Genomic DNA, 12,348 nt, shown 5'->3' with positions numbered 1-12,348 from the left:
GGATGCCGAGCGGGATCGAGATGATATAGGCGAGGATCGTCGACCACAGGCCCAGCGTGATCGAGACCGGCATCTTGTCGATCACGAGGTTCACGACGCTCTCGTTGCGGAAGAAGCTGTTGCCGAAATCGAAGGTCAGATAGCCCTTCATCATGATCGCGAAGCGCTGCCAGGCGGGGATCTTCTCCTTGTGGCAGGCCGGGTCCGCCAGATCGGGCGTGCCGGTGAAGCCATCATCGCAGACGATCCGCGCGAAGCCCATCTGCACCTCGAGCTGATTGAGCAGCTCCGGAGAGATGCCGCGCGCGCCCTGATAGCCGCTATCCTCGACGCCGCCCTGGTTCTGCGTACCCGCATCCCCGCCGCCCGAGATATTGCGCATCGAATCCGCCTCGCCCTGTACGCGGGCGATGACCTGTTCGATCGGCCCGCCGGGGACGAATTGCGTCAGCGTGAAGTTGATGATCATGATTCCCAACAAGGTGGGGATCACCATCAGCAATCGCCGCAGGATATAGGCGCCCATGTCCGGCCCTCTGCTCGTTTATCGGCGGTCGCTCAGAGTGCGCCGCTCGCTTTCAGTTTCTTGGCCTTGTCGGCGTCATACCACCAGAAATCCAACTCTCCCAGAGCGTAGGGCGGCAAGTTTTTCGGGTGATCGTACATATCGTAGTAAGCGACCGTATAGGTGGGTTTGAACCATTGCGGCACCCAGAAGCGCAGGGCGCGCAGGCTGCGGTCCAGCGCATGGACGCGCGGCAGCAGTTCTTCTTCGGTATTCGCCTCTTCGACCATGCGGATCATCTTGTCGATCGCGGGGTTCTTCAGCCCCATCGCGTTGAACACGTCATCGGTCGAGCCCGAGCCGAAATATTGCTGGAGGTTCGAGCCGGGGATTTCGTCCTGACCCAGATGGGTGGTGATCATGTCGAAGTCGTGGCTGCGACGGCGGTTCTCATATTCGCTGTCATCGACGCGATCCATTCTCGCGTCGATGCCGAGCGCGCGCAGGTTCTGCACATAAGGGTTGATGACACGGTCGAAGGTCTGGCTGTCGTTGAGGATCGCGACGGTCAGCTTCTCGCCCTCGGCGTTGCGACGCATGCCGTCATCGCCGACGACCCAGCCCGCTTCTTCAAGCAGCTTCGCCGCCTTGCGCATGTTCTTGCGGTCGAGCTGGCGCTTGCCCGAGACCGGCTGGATCACCGCGTCGTCGCTCAGGACACCGTCGGGAAGGTCCTTGGCGAGCGGTTCGAGGATTTTCTTCTCCGCGTCCGAGGGCTTGCCCTGAGCCTGCAGCTTGGAATTTTCCCAGAAGCTTTCGACCCGATCATAGAGGCCGTAGAAGAGCGTTTCGTTCGACCATTCGAAATTGAAGACGAGCCCCAGCGCCTCGCGCACGCGGATGTCGTCGAATTTCGGCTCCCGCAGATTGATCGCGAAGCCCTGCCCCGAGGCGATATTGCCGTTGGGCAGTTCCGCTTTCACGACCTCGCCCGACTGCATCGCCGGGAAGTCGTAGGCGGTGGCCCAGATGATCGAACTCGCCTCGTTGCGAAAAGTATAAGTGCCGGATTTGAAGCCCTCGAAGGCCGACTGGTAATCGCCGAAATACTCGACGCGGATCTTGTCGAAATTCGAGCGCCCCTTGTTGATCGGCAGGTCCTTGCCCCAATAGTCCGGGTTGCGCTTCCAGGTGATCGCGCGATTGCTTTTGACGCTGTCGAACACGTACGGCCCCGAGCCGATGAAGGGCACCGGCGAGGTCTGCGACAGGTCGATGTCTTCCTTCTCGAACTGCGCCTTGGAGAAGATCGGCAGCGACGCCACCGATTGGATGATGTCGCGGCGCGGGTAGTCGGGCTGGAATTCGAAACGGATGTGCGTGTCGTCGATCGCCTCGGCCGATTTGACCTGCTGGGCGATCACCGCGCGGAAGGAGCTCAGCCCTTTGTCGCGCAACTGTTCATAGGAGAAGACCACATCCTGCGCGGTCAGCGGCGTGCCGTCGGAGAATTTGATCCCGTCGCGCAGCGTGAAAACGACCCAGTCCTTGCTCGGCGGATATTCGAGGCTCTTGCAGAGCAGGCAATACAGTTCCCCCACCGTGTCGGCGGTGCCCTCCATCAGCGATTCCAGCGGAACCGAGGAGAGCGCGGCGGCCCGACCCTGAATCGAATAGGGATTGTAATTGTCGAACCCGCCCGGCGCCCATTCCGAGATTTCTCCGCCCTTCGGCGCGTCCGGATTGACGTAATCGAGATGGGTGTAATCGGCGGGATATTTCAGATGTCCGAGCGTCGCGATCCCGTAGGAGGTGATCGTGTCGCCGCTTTGCGTGCTGTCTTGTGCATGTGCGCCGAAGGCCAGTCCCGCCCAGATCAGACCCGCTGCAACCAGCCCGCTCAGCGCGCGCGGCGCCACCTGCGTCCAATCCGTATCGATCGCTTTACTCGCCACTCGCGCTTTTGCCATGCACACCTGCTCCCTGCTCCAAAGCGTTTTCGCGTCTGCCTAGCTAAAAGCCTAAGTGCGCAGGGAGCAAGTTACGAATCTGTAAAGCAGGACGGGAAATGCAAAAGGCCGCCCAAAGAGGCGGCCTTGAGAAGATTCGAGAGGGATTTGCCTCAGTTCGAATTCTCTTGCAGATAGGCAATCACGTCGTTGCGGTCTTCGGGCTTCTTCAGACCGGCAAAGGACATCTTGTTGCCCGGGATGTAGTCTTTCGGGTTCTCCAGCCACGAGTTGAGCGCTTCGAGCGTCCATTCGCCACCGTGGCTCTTGAGGGCGTCCGAATAGGAGAAGTCCCCGACCGAGGCGACCGCGCGACCGACCACACCATCGAGATGCGGGCCAACGCCGTTCTTGCCTTCCATCGAGTGGCAGGCCTTGCACTTGCCGAAGATCTTCTCGCCCTTGGCCGCGTCGCCGGTGCCAAGCTCGATCTGGGCGACTTCCTCTTCCTGAGCCGCGCCATCGCCTGCGTCCTCAGTCGCCAGCAGATCACCGGGGGCTGCGGACATCATGTCCTTCATTTCGTGCTCGCTGCCGCCCGAAGCGTCGTGGCTCTCGCCAACGGTGTAGAGCGCGCTCGAGGCCCAGGCCGTGAGCAGGAAGAACAGCAACGCGCCCAGAAACGCGCCCGCCGCCTTGGTAAAGGTCATGGTATTGAACATGTCTCGTCCCTGATATGCGTCGTCGTCCCGCGCATCTATCCGCACAGGGCCTTTCAGATCAAGGGAACTTTACCAGATGTGATCGGATTTTCAGAGGGTGGATAATGAATGACGCAGCGTGAGCCTCCCGCGCCCCGGCCCTTCCCTTCCGCGCGGGCACGGGCTAGGCAGGGCGCAAGACAAGATCAGTGCGGGGGATTGCACATGAGCCGCCAAGGACAATCGCCGAAAACCGGTCGGATCGCCTTTCAGGGCGAGCTGGGCGCCTATTCGCATCAGGCCTGCCGCGACGCGCGCCCGGACCTCGAGCCGGTCCCCTGCCGCACTTTCGAGGACGTGATCGCCGCCGTGAAGAAAGGCGATGCCGATCTCGCGATGCTGCCGGTGGAGAATTCGACCTACGGGCGGGTGGCCGACATTCACCGCCTGCTGCCGGAATCGGGGCTGCATATTCTCGATGAGGCCTTCGTGCGCGTGCATATCAGCCTGATGGCCCTGCCCGGCGTCGAGATCGAGGAGCTGGAAAAGGTCCGCGCGCATCTGGTGCTTCTGCCGCAGGCGGCGAGCTTCCTCGCGCGCTACGGCATCCGTGGCGAGGCGGCCGCCGACAGCGCGGGCGCAGCGGCCGAACTCGTGCAGGCGCAGACCCGCAGCGTCGGCGTGTTGGCCTCCGACATGGCCGCCGAGACCTATGGCCTCAACATCCTCGCCCGCCATATCGAGGATCACGCGCATAACACCACGCGTTTCCTGATCATGGGCACCGAGCCCGACACCCGCCCGCGCGGCGAGAAGATGATGACCACCTTCGTCTTCCGGGTGCGCAATATTCCGGCCGCGCTCTACAAGGCGATGGGCGGCTTCGCGACCAATGGCGTGAACATGACCAAGCTGGAAAGCTACATGGTCGGCGGGCATTTCACCGCGACCCAGTTCTACGCCGATGTCGAAGGCCACCCGGACGATCCGGCGCTGGCGCGTGCGCTCGAAGAACTCGACTACTTCACCAGCTATCTGGAAATTCTGGGCGTCTATCCGGCCGCCCCCGAACGCGACGGCTGAGGATCAGGGCGTCAGGCGCTTTTCTCGTGCTGACGCTCGATATCCTGCGCGAATTGTTCGATCCGCTCCTTGAAGCGGCGTTCCAGATTGCCCTTGCCGAGCTTGGCCGACTGGATCATCAGCCGCGCGCCGAGGCTGCGCGGCCTCAGGTCCAACCCCACCAACAATCGCGTGCGCGTCTTCGACAGATCGGTCAGATCGAAATCCATCACCGCCTCGAAACTGTTCGACACGCCCTCGTAGACGATCAGCTCCGGCACTTCGAATTGCTTCACATCGGTGATCATCTGGCGCTGCTTGCCGCGAAAGCGAAAGCCGATATCCCAGGACATGCCTGCGCCGGGTTCGCTCAGCGTGTCGAGCCGTTTCAGGGTGATCCCGCGCCGCATCGCCACCCGCTCGAAGCTGCCGAAATCCGCGAGCCGCTCGAAGACGAAACCGGCGGGCGCGGAAATATCTGTGCGGGTCGACAATTTCATATGGCGGGGTCCTCAGAGCAGATCGGAGGCCGGGGAGTGGCGCACCGTGCGGCGCAAACTGGCCTCATTCCAGCCGATCTGCAAGCCACTCACGCATGAGCCAACCGGCAATCGCGCCTTGGCGTGGCGCAGATATCTCAGGATCGCGCCCTGCCACCACCTGCAGCAGCCGCTCGCGGCTGATCCAGCGCGCATCGGCGATCTCGACCGGGTCGATGGTGATCTCGGTGGTGGTCGCCACGCCGCGACAGCCCAGCATCAGCGAGGCCGGAAACGGCCAGGGCTGCGAGGCCACGAGAGAAACCTCGCCCACCTCGACGCCGCTTTCCTCGAAGACCTCGCGGCGCACGGCGGCCTCCACCGTCTCGCCCGGCTCCATGAACCCCGCGAGGCAGGAATACATCGTCTCGGGCCAATGCGGGCCGCGTCCCAGCAAGAGCTGGTTGCCATGCGTAATCAGCATGATGACCACCGGATCGGTGCGCGGGAAATGGTGACGTTCGCAGACCGGGCAGCGCCGGTGCCAGCCCGCCTGTTCGGGCTCGCTCTCGGCGCCGCAGGTGGAGCAGAAGCGATGCGTCCGGTGCCATTCCACGAGCCCGCGCGCGGTGGCGGCGATCTCCGCCTCGACCGGGCTGAGAAACCCCATCCGCCCGCGCAGCTCGGCGAAGACGATATCGTCGGGCAGATCGGGATGACGCTGCTCGGAGGCGTCGAAGAAGGCAGCCCCATCGGGTCGTTCGCCATCAGGCTCGAACGCCGACACATCGCGGGAAAACAGCGCAAGCCCGTCGCGAAGCCCGAGGAAAATCTCCGGTCCCGGCATCGCCTCGAGCGCCGCCTCGCCCGCGCGCAGAAGATGCAGCCCCTCGGGTCCGAACAGCGGACGGCCGCGCCAAAGCGCGATCACCCGCGCAGTCTCTCCTGCGCGCAGCTCCGCGAGCTGCTCTGCATTGCCTCGCAGATGGGCCGCCCGCTCGAGCGCACCCGGCGCTTCGGCAAAGGCCAATCCCCGCGGATCGAGCACGCGCCCCTGATACAGTCGGGCGGGCTGCGAAATCGGTTGCTGGGTCTCGGCGAGGGAATCGGGCGGCATGAAAAACTCCTGCGGAACGCCCTACCCATGCCACGAGCCGCCGACCCGAGACCAGTGCCGATCAGGTGACGCGCATCGGCCACATTCGCCACCCGCCTTACCTCGCGAGTACGTTACGTCAATTTAAAACTTGGCAAATGACTGACCTCTACTCTAGGTTGCGTATGGGGACACGCGACCGCCAAAAGGCGGCATTACAACGATAAAAGGTCAATTTCGGGCCAAGGGGATCATATGGGAAAACTGTCTGACCGGGATTGGCCCGGCCAGTTTTCGGATCAGCGCGTCACACTCGCGCTGAGGGTTCTTGAGACGACCGATTTGCATGGTCAAGCTCGGGGCTACGATTACTTCAACGACCGCCCCGCCCCACGCAGAGGCTTGGCAGCGCTGGCCTCGGAAATCGCGCAAGCGCGCAGCGAAGCCCCGAACTGCCTTCTGTTCGATTGCGGCGATTTCCTTCAGGGCACGCCGTTGACGCAGCTCTGGAGCGAGCCATGCAAGATCGCAGGCAGCCACGATGGCGAAAATCCGATGATCGCGGCGATGAACGCTCTGGGCTACGACGCGGCGGCGCTTGGTAATCACGAGTTCGATTTCGGGATCGGGCCGCTCGCTCAAGCGCTGGAAGCGGCGAAATTTCCCATGCTCTGCGCCAATTTGAGCGCCTCCATCGGCACGCCGATCCGGCCTTGGGCGATGCTCGAACGCCGCCTGCTCGACAGTCACGGCACCGAGCAGACCCTGCGCATCGCGGTGATCGGCGTGCTGCCGCCCCCAAGCCTCGCTTGGCTCGAGACCCGACCCGGGGCCGAGCTTTCGACCTCTTCGCTCCTGGAGGCGACGGAGGCTCAGCTGCAATTGATCCGAGCCTCGGGCGCCGATCTTGTGGTCGCCCTCGCCCATACCGGGATTTCGCCCCTGCCGCCGGGGGACGAGAAATCGCAAGACCCCGAACACTCTGCCGAACGGGCGGCGCTTGCGGTCGCGCGGCTCGACGGGATCGACGTGGTGCTCGCCGGGCATGACCATCACGGCTTTCCCGATGCCACACGGTCGGCCTTCGCAGGGATCGACCCCGTTCTCGGCACGCTTCACGGCAAGCCCGCGCTGAATGCGGGGGCGCGCGGAACACATCTGGGGGTGCTCGACCTCGTGCTCGAGCAAACGCAGAACGGCTGGAAACTCGCAGCGCATCGGGCGGAACTGCGCCCGGCGCAGCAGGAGACCGGGCCGGACAGCGCGGCGGTGCTTGCCGCCTCCGATCGCGCGCATCGCCGCACGCTCGATCACATACGCCGCCCGATCGGCACCACTGCGGAGCCGCTGCACAGCTATTTCACGCAGATCGCACCGGACCGGACGCTCGCGCTGATCAGCGCGGCGAAACGGCGCTTCGCCCGCGAACGGCTTGCCGGTCGCCCCGAGGCGGATTTGCCCCTCCTCGGCGCTGCGTCGAGCTTCAAATCGGGCGGCGCGGCGGGATCTGCCCATTTCATCGACATCCCCCCGGCCCGCTTCGGATGAGCCATGTCGACGACATCTACCTGTTCAATAATACGGTCGGCGCGGTGGAGCTGAACGGCGCGGAGCTGCGCGACTGGCTCGAACAGGCGGCCTCGATCTACAACCAGCAGCATCCCGACGGGCAGTTGCGGATGCTCTGCGACCTCACCTTCGCGAGCTACCATTTCGACGTGATCTCGGGGATCACCTACGAGATCGACCTCTCTCAACCCCCGCGTTTCCGCCCCGATGGCAGCCTGCGCCCCGCCGCGCCCGGGCGCATCCGCGACCTGCGCCATGAGGGCGCTCGGATCAGCAACACCGACCGCTTCATCGTCGTCAGCAATGATTTCCGCCTGTCGGGCGGCGGCGGCTTCAAGCGGCGAGGCCGTCCCGTTCCAATCGATCCGGAGCCGGTGCTGGTGCGCGACCTGTTGCTCGAAGAGATCGATGCGCAGGAGGGACCGCTGCATCTCGACGCGCCCCCGATTTGGCGGTTCTCTCCCCTGCCCGGTGCGCGCGCGCTCTACCATACGGGTCCCGGTGCCGCGGCCTATCTCTGCGAACTGGAACAGGCGGGGCTGCGCGCGTCTTCCGGGCCGGTCGACGCGAATGGGTTTCTGCCCCTGGAGATTTCGCTCTGAGCGCCCGCCGATGCCGCGCCTAATTTTCTTGCATTCTTACAGCACCCCGCCCAAAACTTAATCACGGAACCGTGAGCGCCCCGCCTGTTCGCATGGCGCGCGCGGTTTGAGTTTACCCCCGCGCGCCGCCGGTCAGGATCGGGGCGAAAACGGATTAACGAAGTGAGGGATATCATGCTGCACATCAAACCGGGGCTTTTCGCGGCGCTCGCGCTCGGCCTCTCGGCCACGCTGGCACAGGCCGAAACCAAGATGCCTTTCGCGCTGGACTGGAAATTCGAAGGCCCCTCTGCGCCCTATTTCCTCGCGGTGGACGAGGGCTATTACGGCGAGGCCGGGCTCGACGTGGAGATCGCCGAGGGCAAAGGCTCGCTCGACGCGATTCCGAAAGTGGCGACCGGCGCCTACCCGGTGGGCTTCGCCGATATCAACTCGCTGATGAAATTCCTCGACCAGAACCCCGGCGCGCCCGTGACCGCGGTGATGATGGTCTATGACAAGCCGCCCTTTGCCGTGGTCGGCCGCAAGTCGCAGGGCGTGAACGAGCCCAAAGACCTCGAAGGCAAGGTGCTGGGCGCGCCGCCGCCGGATGGTGCCTGGGCGCAATTCCCGATCTTCGCCAAGGAGACCGGCCTCGACATGGACAAGATCAAGGTCGAACCCGTCGGCTTCCCCACGCGCGAGCCGATGCTGGCCGAGGGCAAGGTCGATGCGGTCACCGGCTTCTCCTTCTCCTCGACGCTCAACCTCAAGCGCCTCGGCGTCGGCATGGATGACCAGTCGATCCTGCTGATGGCCGATTACGGCGTGGCGCTGTACGGCAACGCGATCATCGTGAACACCGATTACGCGAAGGCGCATCCCGAAGAGATCACCGGCTTCATCAAAGCGACCGCCGAGGGCTGGAAAGCCGCCGTGGCCGATCCGGGCAAGGCCGTGGACGCGCTTCTCAAGCGCAACCCCGCCGCCGACAAGGATCTGGAGACCGAGCGCCTGCAGATGGCGATCGATGCCAACGTCCTGACCGATTACGTCAAGGAAAACGGCATGGGCGGCATCGACGCGGACCGTATGGCCACCGCGATCGAGCAGACGAAAACTGTCTACGAGTTCCAGAACACGCCTGACGCGGCGCTCTATTTCGACAGCGAATATCTGCCCGACGCGGCAGAGCTGAAGATCGACTGATCCGTCACCGTCTCGGGGGCGGGCGCCGCAGACGCGCCCGCCCCTTTTCTCTGCCTTCTCGCGCCGGACCCTCATGGAAAACCTCATCGACATTCGCGGCGTGACTCACGCCTATCAAACCAAGCATGGCCCCCTGCCCGTGCTCGACCATCTCGACATCCGCGTGCCGCAGGGCGAGTTCTGCGCCGTGGTCGGCCCGTCGGGCTGCGGGAAATCCACCCTCACCCGTCTGGTGGCGGGCTTGATGAAGCCCGATCAGGGCGAGGTCTGGCTGCATGGCGAGAAGGTCACCAGCCCGCGCAAGACCGTCGGCATGGCCTTCCAGAACCCGGTGATGCTGGAATGGCGCTCGATCATCGAGAACGTGATGCTGCCTCTGGAGATCGTGGCTCCGGGCATGGCGAAATCCGAGAAGGTCGCGCGCGCCGAGCATCTGCTGGAGATGGTGGGCCTGAAGGGGTTCGAGACCAAGCGCCCCTCCGAGCTGTCCGGCGGGATGCGGCAGCGCGCCTCGCTCTGCCGCGCCATCGTGCATAAGCCGGATGTCCTGATCATGGACGAACCCTTCGGCGCGCTCGACAATTTCACCCGCGAGGATCTGTGGCAGACGATGCGCGACCTGCGCGCCGCCGAGCCCTTCACCGCCGTTCTGATCACCCATGACCTGCGCGAGAGCGTGTTCCTCGGCGATCAGGTCATCGTGCTCTCGGGCCGCCCGGCACATACGCAATATGTGCTGGATGTCGACCTGCCGAAGGATCGCACGATCGACATTCTCTACGAGCCGAAAGCCGTCGACATGCTGCATTTGCTGCGCGACCAGATCCGTATCGCTCAGGGCCGCGACGAGGAGATGCACTGATGGACTTCAAGAAAATCCTCACCCCGATCCTGTCGATCATCGCCTTCCTCGCGATCTGGGAATTCATCGTCTGGGCGAATGGCTGGCCGAATTACGTGATGGCCTCGCCCTCGGACCTGCCCGCCGCCTATATGCGCTACTGGAACCTGTTCCTGATCGATAGCTGGCAGACGCTGTGGCGCACCGTGGCAGGCCTAGCGATCTCGATCGTGTTCGGGACGTTCCTCGGAATGGTGATGGGCTTTTCGCGCACCGCGCGCGATGCGCTCTATCCGCTGCTGGTGGGCTTCAACGCAGTGCCGAAAGCGACCGTGGTTCCGGTGCTAGCTCTGCTGTTCATCGGCGCGCATGACTTCAACACCGTGCTGATGGCCTTCATGATCTCCTTCTTCCCGATCGCCGTGTCGGTGGGGATCGGCCTGTCGACGCTGGAGCCCGAATATCGCGATATCCTCGGCGCGCTGGGGGCCTCGAAATTCACCATCTTCCGCAAGATTGCCCTGCCGAAAACCCTGCCCGAATTCTTCGGCGCGCTGAAGGTCTCGGTCACGCTGGCCTTCATCGGCACCAACCTCGTCGAGATCATCTCGCCGCACGGCAAAGGCCTCGGCGCGCTGTTCCTGTCGGGCCAGACCAACGGGGATTACCCGCTGATGTTCGCGGTGCTGATCGCCTTGGCTTTCCTGGGTATCCTTCTCTACTACGCCGTCGTCGCGCTGGAGAAGATCTTCGCAGGCTGGGCTGAGAGGCAACCGGGTTAAGGGGCGCTGCCCCCCGTCGCGGGAGGGCGACATTCAGCGGAGAATGAAGGGGGCTCTGCCCCCTCGGGCTTCGCCCTCACCCCCGGGATATTTTCGCCAAGGCGAAGGGCGCGTGTTTGCGCGCGTCCGTCACGCGCGCTCTACCGTCAGCCAGATGCCGCCTTTCGGGCGTGTCGTCAGGATCATCTCCGGCACAGGCTCGCGTCCCGGCACGGCGGTGAAGCGGAACCGGGCGAGGAGCGTGGCGAGGATGATTTGCGCCTCCTGCATCGCGAAGCCCGCGCCGATGCAGATGCGTGGCCCGGCCCCGAAGGGCAGGAAGGCGAAGCGGTCATGCGTCGGATTGGCGAAACGGTCTGGAAGGAAGGCATGCGGGTCCTCCCAGAGCGCATGGTGGCGGTGCAGCGCGTAGATCGGCAGCATCACCGTGTCGCCCGCGCGCACCTCGCGCCCCAGAAGCGTGTCGGGTTTGCGCGCCGTGCGCGACAGGAAGCCCGCAGGCGGGTAGAGGCGCAGGCTTTCGTTCACGATCTGCGCGACGAGGGGCATCTTCGGCAGGTCGTCGACGGTCGCCGCGCGCGCGCCGAGCGCGGCCTGCGCCTCGCTGCGGGCGGCCTCCTGCACCTCCGGGTCGAAGGCGCAGAGATAGAGCGCCCAGGCGAGCGTCAGCGCGGTCGTCTCGTGGCCTGCGACGATGAAAGTCAGCAGGTTGTCGCGCAGCTCGGCCGGGCTCATCTCGCGGCCGGTTTCGGGGTCCTGCGCGCCGTCGAGCAGGTCCAGAAGGTCGGGCACAGCTTTCGCCTCGCCCGCGCGCCGGGCCTCGATCGCGCGGTCCGCATGGCGCTTGAGGTCGCGCACGACGCCTGAGGAAATCACCCGATGCGGGCGCGGCACCCAGGCGGGCAGGGCGAAGAGGTCGAGAAGCGAGACCTTCGCCGTCTGCGCGATATAGGCGTCGATCGCCCGGTGGATCGCGGCACGGTCGAAGCCCTCGTCTCCGGAGAAGGTCACGTCCGAGATCACCTCGAAGGTCGCTGCCACCATCTCCTGATGCAGGTCCACCGCGCGGCCGGTATCGGCGGCGGTGCTGATACGCGCCGCGGAGGCCTCCGCTGCGGCGCCCATGACGGGGGCGAGCGCCTCCATATTGCGCGCGGCGAAGACCGGAGAGGCGGCGCGGCGCTGCCAGCGCCATTCGGCCCCTTCGGCGACGAATAGACCTTCCCCTACGGCAGGGCCGAGAATGAGCTTGGTCACCACCGATTTCGGATAATCCTCGACGCGCGTCTTGAGGATGTGGCGCAGGCTGTCGGGGTCCATCACCATATGCCAGCGCGCGCCTGTATTGCCCGAGATGATCGGCGCATGGGTCGCCAGTTCCGGTATGATTTCCAACAGGTTGCGCCGCGCGGCGCGGAAGCTCGCGAAGATGCCCAGCGGATGCTCGGCAAGGGGCGCACGGGCCGGAAGGCGGTGGGTGTCGTCTGTCGCAGCGTAATCCATGGAGAGATGGTAGTGCGGCGCCGGTCGCTGCCCAAGGGAAACCGCGAACACAGACAGGGGAAACCCTGCAT

The 12,348-nt window shown here is 64.4% G+C and carries 11 protein-coding genes and 1 pseudogene; 6 read left to right on the top strand and 6 right to left on the bottom strand.

The window, feature by feature from the left end:
* From B3D39_RS15285 to B3D39_RS15275, 3 genes and pseudogenes are all read right to left on the bottom strand, one after another.
* Positions 1 to 526, bottom strand: a pseudogene (locus tag B3D39_RS15285) (microcin ABC transporter permease); the annotation flags it as partial.
* Between the two features lie 32 nt (positions 527 to 558).
* Positions 559 to 2,475, bottom strand: a complete 1,917-nt coding sequence (locus B3D39_RS15280) for an extracellular solute-binding protein (RefSeq protein WP_274963036.1) — start codon at positions 2,473 to 2,475, stop codon at positions 559 to 561.
* Positions 2,476 to 2,627: 152 nt separating this feature from the next.
* Entirely contained in the window at positions 2,628 to 3,176 is a 549-nt protein-coding gene (locus B3D39_RS15275; protein ID WP_078519577.1) for a c-type cytochrome, read from the bottom strand.
* 204 nt (positions 3,177 to 3,380) lie between these two features.
* Between B3D39_RS15275 and B3D39_RS15270 the strand changes: the two genes are divergently transcribed.
* Entirely contained in the window at positions 3,381 to 4,238 is an 858-nt protein-coding gene (locus B3D39_RS15270) for a prephenate dehydratase (protein ID WP_078539653.1), read from the top strand.
* Between the two features lie 11 nt (positions 4,239 to 4,249).
* Here B3D39_RS15270 and B3D39_RS15265 read toward each other — a convergent pair whose 3' ends face one another.
* Together B3D39_RS15265 and nudC are read right to left on the bottom strand one after the other, a co-directional pair.
* Positions 4,250 to 4,717 carry an SRPBCC family protein gene (locus B3D39_RS15265; protein WP_078546384.1) on the bottom strand — a complete coding sequence of 156 codons (468 nt, stop codon included), beginning with the start codon at positions 4,715 to 4,717 and terminating at the stop codon, positions 4,250 to 4,252.
* 64 nt (positions 4,718 to 4,781) lie between these two features.
* Complete coding sequence (nudC, locus tag B3D39_RS15260; RefSeq protein WP_274963037.1) at positions 4,782 to 5,813, bottom strand: NAD(+) diphosphatase; 1,032 nt, start codon at positions 5,811 to 5,813, stop codon at positions 4,782 to 4,784.
* A gap of 234 nt (positions 5,814 to 6,047) precedes the next feature.
* On the opposite strand from nudC, the gene B3D39_RS15255 reads away from it, so the two are divergent.
* From B3D39_RS15255 to B3D39_RS15235, 5 genes are all read left to right on the top strand, one after another.
* Positions 6,048 to 7,340, top strand: a complete 1,293-nt coding sequence (locus tag B3D39_RS15255) for a metallophosphoesterase (protein WP_274963038.1) — start codon at positions 6,048 to 6,050, stop codon at positions 7,338 to 7,340.
* Entirely contained in the window at positions 7,337 to 7,963 is a 627-nt protein-coding gene (locus tag B3D39_RS15250) for a 5'-nucleotidase C-terminal domain-containing protein (RefSeq protein WP_274963039.1), read from the top strand. The genes B3D39_RS15255 and B3D39_RS15250 overlap by 4 nt, the downstream gene beginning before the upstream one ends.
* 174 nt (positions 7,964 to 8,137) lie before the next feature.
* Positions 8,138 to 9,151 carry an ABC transporter substrate-binding protein gene (locus tag B3D39_RS15245; protein WP_078519582.1) on the top strand — a complete coding sequence of 338 codons (1,014 nt, stop codon included), beginning with the start codon at positions 8,138 to 8,140 and terminating at the stop codon, positions 9,149 to 9,151.
* Positions 9,152 to 9,224: 73 nt separating this feature from the next.
* Complete coding sequence (locus B3D39_RS15240) at positions 9,225 to 10,013, top strand: ABC transporter ATP-binding protein (protein ID WP_078546376.1); 789 nt, start codon at positions 9,225 to 9,227, stop codon at positions 10,011 to 10,013.
* Positions 10,013 to 10,774, top strand: a complete 762-nt coding sequence (locus tag B3D39_RS15235; RefSeq protein ID WP_078519584.1) for an ABC transporter permease — start codon at positions 10,013 to 10,015, stop codon at positions 10,772 to 10,774. Before B3D39_RS15240 ends, B3D39_RS15235 begins: the two co-directional genes overlap by 1 nt.
* A gap of 129 nt (positions 10,775 to 10,903) precedes the next feature.
* On the opposite strand, the gene B3D39_RS15230 is transcribed toward B3D39_RS15235, so the two are convergent.
* Positions 10,904 to 12,277, bottom strand: a complete 1,374-nt coding sequence (locus B3D39_RS15230; RefSeq protein WP_274961935.1) for a cytochrome P450 — start codon at positions 12,275 to 12,277, stop codon at positions 10,904 to 10,906.
* Between the last annotated feature and the right edge of the window lie 71 nt (positions 12,278 to 12,348).

This window comes from Thioclava sp. UBA3469, from assembly GCF_002378135.1.
Classification (GTDB): Bacteria; Pseudomonadota; Alphaproteobacteria; order Rhodobacterales; family Rhodobacteraceae; genus Thioclava; species Thioclava sediminum.
The sequence above is the reverse complement of the archived record's forward strand: the minus strand, read 5'-3'. Positions and strand labels throughout refer to the sequence as shown.

Coding starts and splice junctions, on each gene's coding strand:
- B3D39_RS15275 (WP_078519577.1), bottom strand. CDS start 3,176: ATGTTCAATACCATGACCTTTACCAAGGCGGCGGGCGCGTTTCTGGGC.
- B3D39_RS15230 (WP_274961935.1), bottom strand. CDS start 12,277: ATGGATTACGCTGCGACAGACGACACCCACCGCCTTCCGGCCCGTGCG.
- B3D39_RS15245 (WP_078519582.1), top strand. CDS start 8,138: ATGCTGCACATCAAACCGGGGCTTTTCGCGGCGCTCGCGCTCGGCCTC.
- B3D39_RS15235 (WP_078519584.1), top strand. CDS start 10,013: ATGGACTTCAAGAAAATCCTCACCCCGATCCTGTCGATCATCGCCTTC.
- B3D39_RS15270 (WP_078539653.1), top strand. CDS start 3,381: ATGAGCCGCCAAGGACAATCGCCGAAAACCGGTCGGATCGCCTTTCAG.
- B3D39_RS15265 (WP_078546384.1), bottom strand. CDS start 4,717: ATGAAATTGTCGACCCGCACAGATATTTCCGCGCCCGCCGGTTTCGTC.
- B3D39_RS15240 (WP_078546376.1), top strand. CDS start 9,225: ATGGAAAACCTCATCGACATTCGCGGCGTGACTCACGCCTATCAAACC.
- B3D39_RS15280 (WP_274963036.1), bottom strand. CDS start 2,475: ATGGCAAAAGCGCGAGTGGCGAGTAAAGCGATCGATACGGATTGGACG.
- B3D39_RS15255 (WP_274963038.1), top strand. CDS start 6,048: ATGGGAAAACTGTCTGACCGGGATTGGCCCGGCCAGTTTTCGGATCAG.
- B3D39_RS15250 (WP_274963039.1), top strand. CDS start 7,337: ATGAGCCATGTCGACGACATCTACCTGTTCAATAATACGGTCGGCGCG.
- nudC (WP_274963037.1), bottom strand. CDS start 5,813: ATGCCGCCCGATTCCCTCGCCGAGACCCAGCAACCGATTTCGCAGCCC.